This is a genomic window from Streptomyces sp. NPDC001513, assembly GCF_042894695.1.
Lineage (GTDB): Bacteria > Actinomycetota > Actinomycetes > Streptomycetales > Streptomycetaceae > Streptomyces.
This window is the reverse complement of the sequence record NZ_JBIAVU010000006.1, coordinates 29799-42659: the sequence shown is the minus strand read 5'-3', so window position 1 is coordinate 42659 and position 12861 is coordinate 29799. Positions and strand designations below refer to the sequence as shown.

Genomic DNA, 12861 nt, shown 5'->3' with positions numbered 1-12861 from the left:
GGGTGGGGCCTCCTGGGGCGCTGACATCGAGTCACCCGTACGCTGTGCCTGCCGCAGCTCGGTAAAGGCTCGGTAAGCACTTCAGCGCTCGGTATGTGCTCGACAAGGGGAGGGGATCGCGGGTGGCCGCGATGCAGCTGACTCGTACGCACCGGATACTCATCGGCGTCGTGGTCGCGGGAGCCGTGGTCATCGCGGGGATCGGCTTCGCGGGCTCGTACGCCGCGGTGCGCTCCCTCGCCGAGCAGAAAGGCTTCGGCAGCTTCTCGCTGGTGTTCCCCATCGGCATCGACGCGGGCATCTGTGTGCTGCTCGCGCTGGACCTGCTGCTGACGTGGCTCCGGATCCCCTTCCCGCTGCTGCGTCAGACGGCCTGGCTGCTGACCGCGGCCACCATCGCCTTCAACGGTGCGGCTTCCTGGCCCGACCCGCTGGGTGTCGGCATGCACGCCGTGATCCCGATCCTGTTCGTGGTGACGGTGGAGGCCGCCCGGCACGCCGTGGGCCGGATCGCGGACATCACCGCGGACCGGCACATGGAGGGCGTGCGCATCACGCGGTGGCTGCTGTCGCCGATACCCACGTTCAAGCTGTGGCGCCGGATGAAGTTGTGGGAGCTGCGCTCCTACGAGCAGGCGGTCGGCATGGAGCAGGACCGGCTGATCTACCAGGCCCGGCTGCAGGCGCGGTACGGGCGCTCCTGGCGGCGGAAGGCGCCGGTGGAGGCGCTGATGCCGCTGAAGCTGGCGCGGATCGGCGTGCCGCTCAAGGAGACGGCTCCGGAGGCGCTGGCGATGACGGGCATCGAGCCTGCGGTGCTGCCCCCGCTGGGTCAGCAGGGTGCGGCGGCCGGCGCTCCGGCGCTGGTGGCCGCGGCGGCCGCGGCGGCCGCGCCGGGGCCGGCCCAGCAGGCGGAGCAGATGGAGCAGGCCCGCCAGGCCGCCGAGGCGCAGGGTGCGGTGCCCGGGCAGCCCGCGGTCGTGCACGGCCCGCCGCCGTTCGCGGTGGAGCCGACGGCCATGCCTGCGGCGCACAACAGCGCGTGGTTCGCCGCGCCGAAGGCTCCGCAGGCGGCGTACGAGGGCGGTTACAACCCGCAGTACGTCGAGGGGCTGGAGCCGACTCCGGTCCTGCCTCCGATGGGGCCGGAGGAGGAGCAGCCGGTGCGGCAGGACATCCCGATCCCGGCGCCCCGCCAGGAGGAGGTCCCCCAGGCCGCGCAGGCCCAGCAGATGCAGCAGGCCCAGCAGGCCCAGCAGATGCAGCAGGCCCCGGAGGAAGGCCCGGAGACCCCCGACGAGGCCGAGTTCGCCGAGGTCGCGTACAAGGTGTTCTGCGCGCTGTCCGACGAGAAGCAGGACTACCCGTCGGCCGAGGCGCTCGACATACACCTCTCGGACGGCTACGGCGTGACGCACCCGCGCAGCGGTTCCCTGCTGCGCCGGATGATCCCGGCGTTCAAGCTGCGCTACAACAAGGACCGCGAGGCCGAGCACATCGCCTGAGCCTGAGCGGCCGAGCACGTCGTCCGATCATGCGGAAGGGCCCGCACCCCTCGGGGTGCGGGCCCTTCCGCATGTCGGTACCGGTGCCTCAGGCGGCGAGCAGCTTGCGCACCCGGTCCGCGCCCACCGCCAGCAGCAGCGTGGGCAGTCGCGGCCCGGTCTCCCGGGTCACGAGGAGCCGGTAGAGCAGCGCGAAGAAGGTCCGCTGCGCGACCTTGAGCTCGGGCGTCGGCTTGGCGTCGGGCTCCAGCCCGGCCATGACCTTCGGGACGCCGTAGACGAGCGTGGTCAGCCCGTCGAGGGACCAGTGCGAGTCCAGGCCCTCCAGCAGCAGGCGCAGCGATTCGCGGCCCTCGTCGTCCAGGGACGACAGCAGCTCGGTGTCGGCGTCCTCGCGTACGAGGGTGCGCTGGTCGGCCGGGACCTGGGTGGTGATCCAGTTCTCGGCGCGGTCCAGGCGCGGCCGCACCTCGTCGAGGGAGGTGAGCGGCTGCGACGGGTCGAGGTCCGTCAGGATGCGCAGGGTCTGCTCGTCGTGGCCGGCGGTGATGTCGGCGACGGACGCGAGCGTCCGGTACGGGAGCGGGCGCGGGGTGCGCGGCAGTTCGGCGGCGGCGGTGCGCACGGCGCGGGTGTGCGCGGCGGCGTCGGCGGGCAGGACGGAGCCGTCGGCGACCTTGGCCTCCAGCTTGTCCCACTCGTCGTAGAGCCGCTGGATCTCCTGGTCGAAGGCGATCTTGAAGGACTGGTTGGGGCGGCGGCGGGCGTACAGCCAGCGCAGCAGCTGCGGCTCCATGATCTTCAGCGCGTCGGCCGGGGTCGGGACCCCGCCCTTGCTGGAGGACATCTTGGCCATGCCGCTGATGCCGACGAAGGCGTACATCGGTCCGATCGGCTGCTCGCCGCCGAAGATGTGCACGATCTGGCCGCCGACCTGGAAGGACGAGCCGGGCGAGGAGTGGTCGACGCCGGAGGGCTCGAAGATCACGCCCTCGAAGGCCCAGCGCATGGGCCAGTCGACCTTCCAGACGAGCTTGCCGCGGTTGAACTCGCTGAGCTTGACCGTCTCGGTGAACTCGTCCTCGGTGCAGACGTAGGTCATCTCGGTGGTCGCGTCGTCGTACGAGGTGACCTTGGTGAAGTCCTTGCCGCATTCACCGCAGTACGGCTTGTACGGGAAGTACCCGCCCTCGCCGGTGCTGCCGTCGTCCTCGGCGGCGGCGCCGGAGCCCTCGGCGGCCTCCAGCTCGGCCTCGTCGACCTGCTTCTGCTGGGGCTTCTTGCCGCCCGGCTTCTGCTTGGTGCGGTACTGGTCGAGGACGGCGTCGATGTCGCCGCGGTGCTTCATCGCGAACAGGACCTGCTCGCGGTAGACACCGGTGGTGTACTGCTCGGTCTGGCTGATCGGGTCGTAGTCCACGCCCATCTCGGCCATGGCCTCGACGAAGACGGCCTTGAAGTGCTCGGCCCAGTTCGGGTACGCGGAGCCGGCCGGGGCGGGCACGGAGGTCAGCGGCTTGCCGATGTGCCGGGCCCACGACTCGTCGATGCCGGGCACGCCGGCGGGCACCTTGCGGTACCTGTCGTAGTCGTCCCAGGAGATGAGGTGGCGGACCTCGATGCCCCGGCGGCGGATCTCGTCCGCGACCAGGTGCGGGGTCATGACCTCGCGGAGGTTGCCCAGGTGGATGGGGCCGGAGGGGGAGAGTCCGGACGCGACGACGACAGGTTTGCCGGGTGCTCGGCGCTCCGCCTCGGCGATGACCTCGTCCGCGAAACGGGAGACCCAGTCGGTCTCGGTGCTGCTCTGAGCCACGACACGTCCTTCTATCTCGAATGCTGGCTTCAGCCATTCTCCCAGACGGAACAGGCCCCTCCGGGGTTGCTTCCGCCCAGTGATATCCCGCGAAAGGGATGGCGCCCGCGTGGGATACTCGGCACTTGTCGGAAGACCCAAGTACAGAACCTCACAGGAACGGCAGCTCATGGCCTCGGTCCCTTCGCTCGCTTCGTCCGTCAATCAGCGCGTCGCCGACGCCCTTGCCTCCGCCCTGCCGGAGGCCGGTGGCGCGGACCCGCTGCTGCGACGAAGCGACCGGGCCGACTTCCAGGCCAACGGCATCCTGGCGCTCGCGAAGAAGGCGAAGGCCAACCCGCGCGAGCTGGCGACGACCGTGGTCGAGGGCATCCCGACCGGTGACCTGATCCAGGAGATCGAGGTCTCGGGTCCGGGCTTCCTCAACATCACCATCACCGACAAGGCGATCATCGAGACCCTGGCGGCGCGTGCGCTCGACGACCGGCTCGGCGTGCCGCTCGCGGCGAACCCGGGCACCACGGTGATCGACTACGCGCAGCCGAACGTCGCGAAGGAGATGCACGTCGGGCACCTGCGGTCCGCCGTGATCGGCGCGGCGATGGTGGAGATCCTGGAGTTCACGGGCGAGAAGGTGGTCCGTCGCCACCACATCGGCGACTGGGGCACCCAGTTCGGCATGCTCATCCAGTACCTGCTGGAGCACCCGCACGAGCTGGACCACAAGTCCGACGAGGAGGTCTCCGGCGAGGAGGCCATGTCCAACCTCAACCGCCTCTACAAGGCCTCGCGCGGCCTCTTCGACTCCGACGAGGAGTTCAAGACGCGGGCCCGGGCCCGGGTGGTGGACCTCCAGGCGGGCGACCCGGAGACCCTCGCCCTGTGGCAGCGGTTCGTGGACGAGTCGAAGATCTACTTCTACTCCGTCTTCAACAAGCTGGACATGGACATCCAGGACCCGGACGTGGTCGGCGAGTCCGGCTACAACGACATGCTGGTGGAGACCTGCAAGCTGCTGGAGGAGTCGGGCGTCGCCGTCCGTTCCAACGGCGCGCTCTGCGTGTTCTTCGACGACGTCAAGGGCCCGGACGGCAACCCGACCCCGCTGATCGTGCAGAAGTCGGACGGCGGCTTCGGCTACGCGGCGACCGACCTGTCGGCGATCCGTGACCGGGTGGCCAACCTCGGCGCGACCGAGCTGATCTACGTGGTCGACGCGCGGCAGTCCCTGCACTTCAAGATGGTCTTCGAGACGGCCCGCCGCGCGGGCTGGCTGAACGACGAGGTCAAGGCCGTACAGCTGGCCTTCGGCACGGTCCTCGGCAAGGACGGCAAGCCGTTCAAGACCCGTGAGGGCGAGACGGTCCGGCTGGTGGACCTGCTGGACGAAGCCATCGACCGCGCGGCGGCCGTCGTACGGGAGAAGGCGCAGGACCTGTCCGAGGCCGAGATCGGCGAGCGGGCGGTCCAGGTCGGCATCGGCGCGGTGAAGTACGCGGACCTCTCCACCTCGGCGGCGCGGGACTACAAGTTCGACCTGGACCAGATGGTGTCGCTGACGGGTGACACGTCCGTGTACCTCCAGTACGCGTACGCCCGTATCCAGTCCATCCTGCGCAAGGCCGGGGACGCGAAGCCCGCTGCCCACCCGGAGCTGGCCCTCACCCCGGCGGAGCGCGCCCTGGGTCTGCACCTGGACCACTTCGGCGAGCTCATCGCCGAGGCGGCGTCGGAGCACGCCCCGCACAAGCTGGCGGCGTACCTCTACCAGCTGGCGTCGTTCTACACGACCTTCTACTCGGAGTGCCCGGTCCTGAAGGCGGACACCCCGGAGCAGGTCGAGAACCGGCTGTTCCTGTGTGACCTGACGGCCCGGACGCTCTCCAAGGGCATGTCCCTCCTCGGGATCCGGACGCCCGAGAAGCTCTGATATCCGGAATCCGGACAGAACGCACCAAAGATCAACGACCCCGGCATCCACTGCCGGGGTCGTTGGCTTTTCGTGATGTTTAAGCCATCAACTTTCACGCCACCCCCACTAATCTGATCATGTTCAAAAGATCTGTATGGGGGAAACAAGTGAAGAAGATCAAGCGCATGGCCGCGGTCGCCGCGGTCGCCGTGGCCGGACCGACCATCCTGACCGCCACGCCCGCCATGGCCGCCGACCAGCCGGCCGTGATCGTTCCTGACGTGGCGCCGAAGGACGACGCCACCACCGACGCCGGTGCGCCGACCACGCCCGTCGCCGAGAAGCCCGTCGCGGACCAGCCCGTCGCCGAGAAGCCCGCGCCCGTCGTCGAGTCGCCCGCGCCGACCACCCCGGCCCCGGCGCCCGCCGAGCAGCCCGCGAAGGACGCCAAGCCCGCCGCGGACAAGCAGCACGCCGACTCCGACGGCATCATGATGGGCCCCGAGGTCACCGTCGCGGGCATCCCGAAGAACGGCTTCAAGCCGGGCGGCGACTGGACCCAGCTCAAGGTGTCGGTCGACAACTCGGGCGGCGACTGGATCACCGGGCTCGCGCCCCGCCTCTCGGTCGACAAGGCCGGCGGCAAGCTGAAGGCCAGCCACTACGAGATCGAGACCCGCATCGTCCGCACGGACGGCACCAGCTACTGGTGGCCCGCGACGGCGCTCGACCACGAAACCGACGCCACCAGCATGAGCGACTACTTCATCGGCACCGTCGACACCGTCGGCACCCTCGACCGCGGCGAGAGCCGCGACCTCGACGTGCGCATCCGCTTCACCGCGGACGCCCCGCGCATCAACTTCGACATGGCCTCCGACGCCGTGAAGATCAGCGCCGACGGCTGGAAGTACGGCCCCAGCACCTGGTACGACGCCAAGATCGAAGGCGCCGAGGACGGCGAAGAGGACCCGTTCGTCGAGGGCCCCGCGCTCACCGTGAACGGCGTTCCGGAGACCGTCAAGGCCGGCGGCGACTGGACCAACCTGTCCGTCCGCGTCGACAACTCCGGCAAGAAGGCCCTGGACGGCTTCAACGTCGGCCTGGTCCTGGCCCGGCCGGACTGGGTTCCGATGAAGGGCTCCCAGGTCAAGGTCGAGGTCCTGAGCAAGGACAAGAACGGCAAGTCCGGCTGGCACGAGGCCGAGGTCCGGGACGAGGAGGAGGGCATGTTCCTCGGATTCGACCTCGCGGGCGGCCCCGTCGCGGACGGCCAGAGCTTCGACATCCAGGTCCGCATCCGCCTGACGGCCGACGCGCCGCTCGGCGACCTGCGGATCTCCTCCTGGGGCTCCTCCCAGGTCGGCCCGGACACCCCGACGCCGTGGGCGACCTCGCGCTCCAAGGCCCGCCTGACGAAGATCGTCGCCGCCGACCCGGCCACCGGCGGGAACGGCAACCAGCCGAACCCGAACGGCGGCGCGAAGCCGATCGCCGACAACACCACGGGCCACACCGGCGGCGAACTCGCCACCACCGGCGCCGACGCGGCCACCACCTGGGCCCTCGGCGGCGCGGGCGTGGCCCTCGCCATGGGCGCCGCCCTGGTAGCGGGCACCGGCCGCCGCCGCCGCCGCGCCACCGCCTGAGCCACTCGGTCGCCAGGCCCCGTCACCCACCCGGTGGCGGGGCCGCGCGCCTTTCCGGTCAGTAGTGGTAGCGGGCCTGAGCGATCTCCACGGCCGCGTCCCTGATCCGGTACACCAGACGCTGCTCGTCGGTGATCCGCCGGGACCACCACCCCGAGAGGTTCTCCTTGAGCGGTTCCGGCTTGCCTGCACCCTCGAACGGCGTGCGCTGGATCTCCTTGATCAAGCGGTTGATCCTCTTCAGGAGCTTGGGGTCGGCGGTCGCCCAGTAGGTGTACTGCTCCCAGGCGCTGCTGGAGAAAAGGACCTTCACGCGGCGAACCCCTCGTCGCCTTCCGCTTCGATGAGCTCCCTGGCCTGGCCTTGACCGGCGTCCAGCTCGGCGATCGACTCCATGAGGATCTGCGCGTTGCGCGGTGAGCGCAGCAAGTAGACGGTCTCCTGCCAGGACCGGAAGTCTTCGGCGGACATGATGACGACGTCGCCGTGCTCCCGGGAGGTCACCTCTATGGGTACGTGGTCCTCGTTGACCTGCCGGATCAGCGGGTAGAAGCGCTGCCGAGCCTCGTTCGCGGACATCGACACGTTCGTCCTCCTGAACACTACGGACACACACTCGTACGGGTTTACCGTACCAGTCTTGGCGTCGCCCCGGACGGCCCGCGTAGCCCGGCAGCAAGGCCGGCGTCACCCGTTCGGGCCGATTCGGGCTCTGCACCCCGGGTAGGGGACGGCCCGTCCTTCCCCCATCCGACCTCCGGAGGCCTCCGTGCCCGACATGAACGGCCCCTACAAGCCCGGCACCCCCTGCTGGATCGACCTGATGGTCCCCGACCAGCAGGCGGCCCTCGACTTCTACAACGACCTCTTCGGCTGGCAGGGCGAGATCGGCCCGGCCGAACAGGGCGGCTACTCCGTCTGCACCCTCAAGGGCCAGCCGGTCGCCGGCATCATGAAGGCGAGCAACCCGGACGGCACCGTCCCGGACCCGATGCCGCCGACCGTGTGGACCACGTACCTGGCCACCGACTCCCTGGACTCCACCCTCAAGTCGGTCACCGACGCCGGCGGCTCCGTGATGATGGGCGCGATGGACGTCATGGACCTCGGCCGGATGGCCGTGATCACCGACCCCACCGGCGCCGCCGTCGGCCTGTGGCAGGCCGGCACCTTCGACGGCGCCGCCATCGTCAACGAGCACGGCGCCCTCATCTGGAACGAGCTGAGCACCGCCGACATCCCCGCCGCGGCCGCCTTCTACACCGCCGTCCTGCCCGTCACCACGGCCCGCTCCGAGATGCCGGGCGCCGGCGACTACACCGAGTTCCAGGTCGACGGCCGCGCGGTCGGCGGGATGATGGACCTGGCCAAGCTGCCGGAGGGGGTCCCGCCGCACTGGATGCCGTACTTCCACGTGGACAACGTCGACGAGATCCAGGCCGCCGCCGTACGGGCCGGAGGCAGCGTCATGGCCCCGGCCTTCGACATGGCGGCGGGCCGGATGGCCGTCCTCGCCGACCCCCAGGGCGGCGCCTTCTCGGTGATCACGGCGACCACCCCGGAGCAGACCGGCTGAGGTGACCTGATGTCACCCGGCGCACGGGGAACCCGCTCCCCGTGCGCCCCCTCACCTCGTGAACCGGTGCCACCAGCGACGGGGCCGCCGGGCCGCCTCGCGCATGCCCGCGGCCTCCTGCCTGCACTTGGCCTCCCGCTCCGCGTCGCCGACCGCGGCGAAGCCCGCCGCGGCCCGCTCGAAGCCCTCCGCCGCCTCCGCGAAGCGGCCCAGACTGCCCAGGGTCCCTGCCAGCGCCCGTACCGCAGCGGCCCGGCCGGCCTGGTCCCCCGCGGAGTCCAACAGTGCGCAGGCCCGCTCGTGCGCCTCCAGCGCCTGCTTCCAGTCCCCCTCCACCTGGTGCATCACGCCCAGGTTGATCATCACCACGCCTTCGCCGTGCCTGTCGCCTTCCCCCGTGAAGACGATCAGCGCCTCCTCCAACCGGGCCCGCACCCCATGCGACGACCCCGTGGACAACAGCGTGGCAGCGATCCCGCTCAGCAGCCACGCCAGGCGGGTCCGGTAGCCCAGCTCCCGCACGATGGCGAGTGCCTCTTCCCATACGGCCACGCCCTCCTCGCGCCGTCCCGCCGCCGATAGCGCCTCACCAAGTGCGTCCAGCACGATGACCTCGCGGTGCCTGTCACCCAACTCCCGCAAGAGGGCGAGAGACCGCCGGTGCATGGCGATCGCCTCCTCCAGCTGTCCCAGGTGCTGAAGATCGCTGGCCAGCGCCACGAGCACCGCGGCTTCCGCATGCAGGTTCCCCAGCTCGCGGTAGATGTCCAATGCTTGTTGGTGAGCTTGCCGCGCGTCCTCGAAACGGCGCGCAACACGGTACGAGGTGCCCAGCAGGTTCAGTGCCCTGCCCTCCCCCTCCCGGTCAGAGGCCTCGCGGAACAGGGCGAGGGCTTCCGTCAGCCGCTCGGTGGCCTCCGAGTCCTGCGCCTGGCACAGTGCGCTGCCGAGGTCGCACACCGCGACGGCCAGGCCGTCGGGCCTGCCCGTCGTGCGCACGGCCGCGAGTACGTGGCGCGCCATCAGCAAGTGTTCTTGCGTATGCCCGTAGAGCCGGAGGTAGGGAGCCAGGAAGTCGGCCAGTTCCACGGCGGTGTCCACCCGACAGGTGTCGGCTGCGAAGCCCACGGCGGCGACCAGCAGCGGACGCTCCGTGTCGAGCCAGTCCAGCGCCTGCGCCACGGAAGGCAGTCCCGGCCCGCTGCTGCCCGGACTGTTCACCCCCAGGAGCTCCTGCGCCACTCCGGTGCTCAAGACCAGGTTGGCCAGGAAAGCGTCCGTCGCCTCCTCCCTCCCGTCCTCCTCCGCGCACTCCTCCCCCCGCTCCAGCGCGTACAGCCGCAGCAGGTCGTGTATCCGCCACCGCCCCGAGCCCACCGGCTGCTCCGTCAGCAGGCTGGCCCGTACGAGCGCGGCCAGCTTGGGCCGTACCTCCTCGCCCTCGCCTGTGAGCAGGCCGGCGTACTCGGTGCGGCAGTCCGGGCCCGGGTTCACCGTCAGCAGCCGGAAGACCCGCGCCTGGTCGGCGGGCAGCCGCGCGTACGAGAGGTCGAACGCGGCCCGCACCCCCACCGGTACACCGCCCTCGTCGAAGGTCAGCGCCTCCAGCCGGCTCCGGGCTTCGGCCAGCCGCCGTGCCAGCTCCCCCGCGGACAGTCCGGGATCGCCCGCTAGTACCGCCCCCGCCACCGCGAGGGCCAGCGGCAGCCGTCCGCAGCGCCGGGCGATCCCGGCCAGGGCCTCGGGCTCCCGTGCCGGCCGGGGATCGTCCGGCCACGCGCGCAGCACCGCGTCGGCGAGGAGTTCGGCCGCGGGCCCTTCCGCCAGCTCGTCCAGCGGGAGCACCCGCCCCGCGAACCCGGGCGCCACCAGCCGGTGCCGCGAGGTCACCAGCAGCCGGTGCGCGTCGGCGGCCGGTACGAGGTCACGCACCTGCCCGACCGCACCCGCGTCGTCGGCCACGATCAGCACGCGCTGCCCGGCCTGGGCGAAGGCCGCCAGCCGCGCCCGGTACAGCGCGACCCGGCCATCCGGCGACTCCGGCATGTCCGTGTCGCGGATCCCCAGGTGGCGCAGCATCTCCTGGACCGCCTGCGGCCCGCTCACCCCGCCGTCGGGGGCGTAGCCGCGCAGCGACAGGAAGAACACGCGGTCGCCGAACCAGCCCAGTTCCACGGCCCGGTGGGCCGTGGACACCGCCAGCGCACTCTTGCCCACGCCGGCCAGCCCGGCCACCACGACGACCGTCGGGCCGCCCTCCGCGAGCAGGCCCACCAGCTCCTTGACCGGCCCCTCGCGCCCGACCAGGGCGGCGGGCGCGTCGGGCAGGCCGAGCAGCGCCCGGGGCGCGGGGCCGGCGCCGGCCGCGTAGCTGATGTGGTCGCCGGCGGCCTGGGTGATCCGCGCGTTCCCGTCGGCGCGGGCCCACTGCTCGTTGCCCACTAGGGGGTGGGGGCGGTGCCGGTGCCGGTGCCCGTGCCGGGGGTGCTGCTCCCGGTGTCGGTGGTCTGCTGCACGCGGGAGTCGTCGTCGGCCCGAGCCCGCTGATCCAGCAGACCAGGAGTGGGGCCGCCGCCGGACTGGGTGATCTGACCCGTCCCGGAGGCGCGGGCCCGCTGCCGCACGACGGTCTGTCCGGCACCCGCGGCGCCCGGCCCGCTGCCCGCCCACCAGGCCCCGGCCAGCCCGAAGGCCGCCGCCATGGCCCCCGCGAATCCGGCGGCGGCCGCCACCTTGTCCGAGTCCTTGTCCGGCAACCAGCCGAAGGGGTCCGCCTGGCCCAGCTTGAAGCTGAGCAGGAACACGATCGCCGTGCCCCCGATGACGACAGCCCACCGCAACGGACGTGACACTGGCCCCCCTTGATGCGTCTCCCGAGCATCCGAAGCTAGCAGGCACCCCCGCCGAACTCGCACCAGACGACCTTCCCCGGCGTCCGGGCCAGCACCCCCCACTCGTCGGCGACCGCGGCGACAAGGATGAGCCCGTGCCCGTGCGGTCGCCCGGTGATCCGGGAGAAGCCGGGCCCGCTGTCGTGCACCTCGACCCGTACGGTCCCGTCCTCGAAGCCGAACAGCCGCAGGAGGTAGCCGCGGCCGCGCGGGACCCCGTACCGCAGGGCGTTGGTCGCCAGCTCGCTCACGCAGAGCAACATGTCGTCGAGGCGTTCCGTTGCCGCCCACGCCCGCAAGGTGTCACGTGTGAAGTGCCGCGCAGCTGCGACGGATCGGGGTGAGCGCGGGTACAGACGCTCGCGCATGAGCGCCGCCTGAATAGTTGGATTCACGGGACGATCGTCGCGTTCCGTGACTAGCGTGTGGCTGAGCGCCAACCCGTACTCATTGATGAGTACGGGTCGGTACGGGGTATTCCGCGTGCGTGGGTGGGGAGTTCGCTGTCATGCCACCGAGGAAACGAGTACGGCCGAACGCGACGACCATGAAGATGGTCGGCGCGATGGTGGCCGCCGCCCGCATCGCCAAGAACCTGACCCAGAAGCAGCTCGGAGAGCTGGTCCGGCTGGACGCGGAGACCATCGCGTCGATCGAGCAGGGCCGCCGCGCGCTGATGCCGAACGTCGCGCAGCTGATGGACCTACACCTGGGCCTGCCGGGCCTGCTGACTGTGGCAGCGCTGGAACTCCCCGACATCGACACGACACCGCCATGGGCCGAGGAGTACCTGGCCCTTGAGCGCAAGGCCATCACCTTGTCCTGGTACGAGGGCCAGCGCGTGCCGGGGCTACTCCAGACCGAGGGCTACGCCCGGGCCCTCTTCAAGTGCCGGGTACCAGCGCACCCCGAGGAAACGATCGAGGATCTGACCGCCCGCCGCATGGCACGGCAGGAGATCCTGCGCCGCAAGACACCGCCGACCCTGAGCTTCGTCATCTGGGAGCCCGCCGTCCGCCACCGCATCGGCGGCCGAGAAGTACATGCGGAGCTCCTGCGGCACTTGCTTGCCTGTTCGGAACTTCCGGACTTGTCCATCCAAGTGATGCCGCTGGAGCAGGCCGCCCACGCAGCACTCGACGGCCCGTTCATCCTCTTGGAAACCCCCACCCACCAGCACCTCGGGTACTCGAAGAGTCAGCGTGGCAGCAGGCTCATCTCAGACCCCGACGAGGTCAGCATCATGGCTCGCCGATATGCGATGCTGCGGACTCAGGCCCTCAACACCGTCCAGACGCAGGGCCTGTTGGACGGCCTGTTAGGAGAGCTATGAGCACCGAACTGAAGTGGTTCAAGTCCAGCTACAGCGGCGGTGACGGCGACGCCTGCGTCGAGGTGGCCGCCTCCGCGACCCAGGTCTACGTCCGGGACTCGAAGGTCCAGCACGGCCCCGTCCTCGACCTCGCTCCGGCGAGCTGGGCGGCGCTGACCGGCTGGGTTGCTCAATAGCCC

The 12861-nt window shown here is 70.8% G+C and carries 12 protein-coding genes; 6 read left to right on the top strand and 6 right to left on the bottom strand.

Annotated features, from left to right (window positions below):
* Window positions 1–122: 122 nt before the first annotated feature.
* Window positions 123–1505: a DUF2637 domain-containing protein gene (locus ACFYZ4_RS14720; RefSeq protein ID WP_390784041.1), complete on the top strand. Its 1383-nt coding sequence runs from the start codon at window positions 123–125 to the stop codon at window positions 1503–1505.
* Window positions 1506–1593: 88 nt separating this feature from the next.
* Here ACFYZ4_RS14720 and lysS read toward each other — a convergent pair whose 3' ends face one another.
* The gene (gene lysS, locus ACFYZ4_RS14715; RefSeq protein ID WP_390784040.1) at window positions 1594–3321 is read right to left on the bottom strand and encodes a lysine--tRNA ligase; all 1728 of its coding nucleotides are present in this window, start codon (window positions 3319–3321) and stop codon (window positions 1594–1596) included.
* A gap of 169 nt (window positions 3322–3490) precedes the next feature.
* Here lysS and argS point away from each other — a divergent pair, with 169 nt between their 5' ends.
* Window positions 3491–5251, top strand: coding sequence for an arginine--tRNA ligase (gene argS, locus ACFYZ4_RS14710; protein ID WP_390784039.1), 1761 nt, complete (start codon window positions 3491–3493; stop codon window positions 5249–5251).
* Window positions 5252–5400: 149 nt separating this feature from the next.
* The gene (locus tag ACFYZ4_RS14705) at window positions 5401–6882 is read left to right on the top strand and encodes a hypothetical protein (protein WP_390784038.1); all 1482 of its coding nucleotides are present in this window, start codon (window positions 5401–5403) and stop codon (window positions 6880–6882) included.
* Between the two features lie 58 nt (window positions 6883–6940).
* Here the strand turns inward: ACFYZ4_RS14705 and ACFYZ4_RS14700 are convergent, their stop codons facing one another.
* Window positions 6941–7195 (bottom strand): Txe/YoeB family addiction module toxin, encoded by a 255-nt coding sequence (locus ACFYZ4_RS14700; protein WP_351297512.1) that lies wholly within the window; start codon window positions 7193–7195, stop codon window positions 6941–6943.
* Window positions 7192–7467, bottom strand: a complete 276-nt coding sequence (locus ACFYZ4_RS14695; protein WP_351297509.1) for a type II toxin-antitoxin system prevent-host-death family antitoxin — start codon at window positions 7465–7467, stop codon at window positions 7192–7194. Before ACFYZ4_RS14695 ends, ACFYZ4_RS14700 begins: the two co-directional genes overlap by 4 nt.
* 193 nt (window positions 7468–7660) lie before the next feature.
* Here ACFYZ4_RS14695 and ACFYZ4_RS14690 point away from each other — a divergent pair, with 193 nt between their 5' ends.
* Window positions 7661–8458, top strand: coding sequence for a VOC family protein (locus ACFYZ4_RS14690; RefSeq protein WP_351297524.1), 798 nt, complete (start codon window positions 7661–7663; stop codon window positions 8456–8458).
* Between the two features lie 51 nt (window positions 8459–8509).
* Here ACFYZ4_RS14690 and ACFYZ4_RS14685 read toward each other — a convergent pair whose 3' ends face one another.
* From ACFYZ4_RS14685 to ACFYZ4_RS14675, 3 genes are read right to left on the bottom strand one after another with little or no spacing between them, the layout of a single operon-like run.
* Window positions 8510–10900 (bottom strand): tetratricopeptide repeat protein, encoded by a 2391-nt coding sequence (locus ACFYZ4_RS14685; RefSeq protein ID WP_390784037.1) that lies wholly within the window; start codon window positions 10898–10900, stop codon window positions 8510–8512.
* Window positions 10900–11310 (bottom strand): hypothetical protein, encoded by a 411-nt coding sequence (locus ACFYZ4_RS14680; RefSeq protein WP_390784036.1) that lies wholly within the window; start codon window positions 11308–11310, stop codon window positions 10900–10902. Before ACFYZ4_RS14680 ends, ACFYZ4_RS14685 begins: the two co-directional genes overlap by 1 nt.
* 35 nt (window positions 11311–11345) lie before the next feature.
* A complete protein-coding gene (locus tag ACFYZ4_RS14675; RefSeq protein ID WP_390784035.1) occupies window positions 11346–11717 on the bottom strand; it encodes an ATP-binding protein in 372 nt (123 codons plus the stop codon).
* Between the two features lie 179 nt (window positions 11718–11896).
* Between ACFYZ4_RS14675 and ACFYZ4_RS14670 the strand changes: the two genes are divergently transcribed.
* Window positions 11897–12682: a helix-turn-helix domain-containing protein gene (locus tag ACFYZ4_RS14670; protein ID WP_390784034.1), complete on the top strand. Its 786-nt coding sequence runs from the start codon at window positions 11897–11899 to the stop codon at window positions 12680–12682.
* Window positions 12679–12858: a DUF397 domain-containing protein gene (locus tag ACFYZ4_RS14665; RefSeq protein ID WP_390784033.1), complete on the top strand. Its 180-nt coding sequence runs from the start codon at window positions 12679–12681 to the stop codon at window positions 12856–12858. Before ACFYZ4_RS14670 ends, ACFYZ4_RS14665 begins: the two co-directional genes overlap by 4 nt.
* Window positions 12859–12861 lie beyond the last annotated feature (3 nt).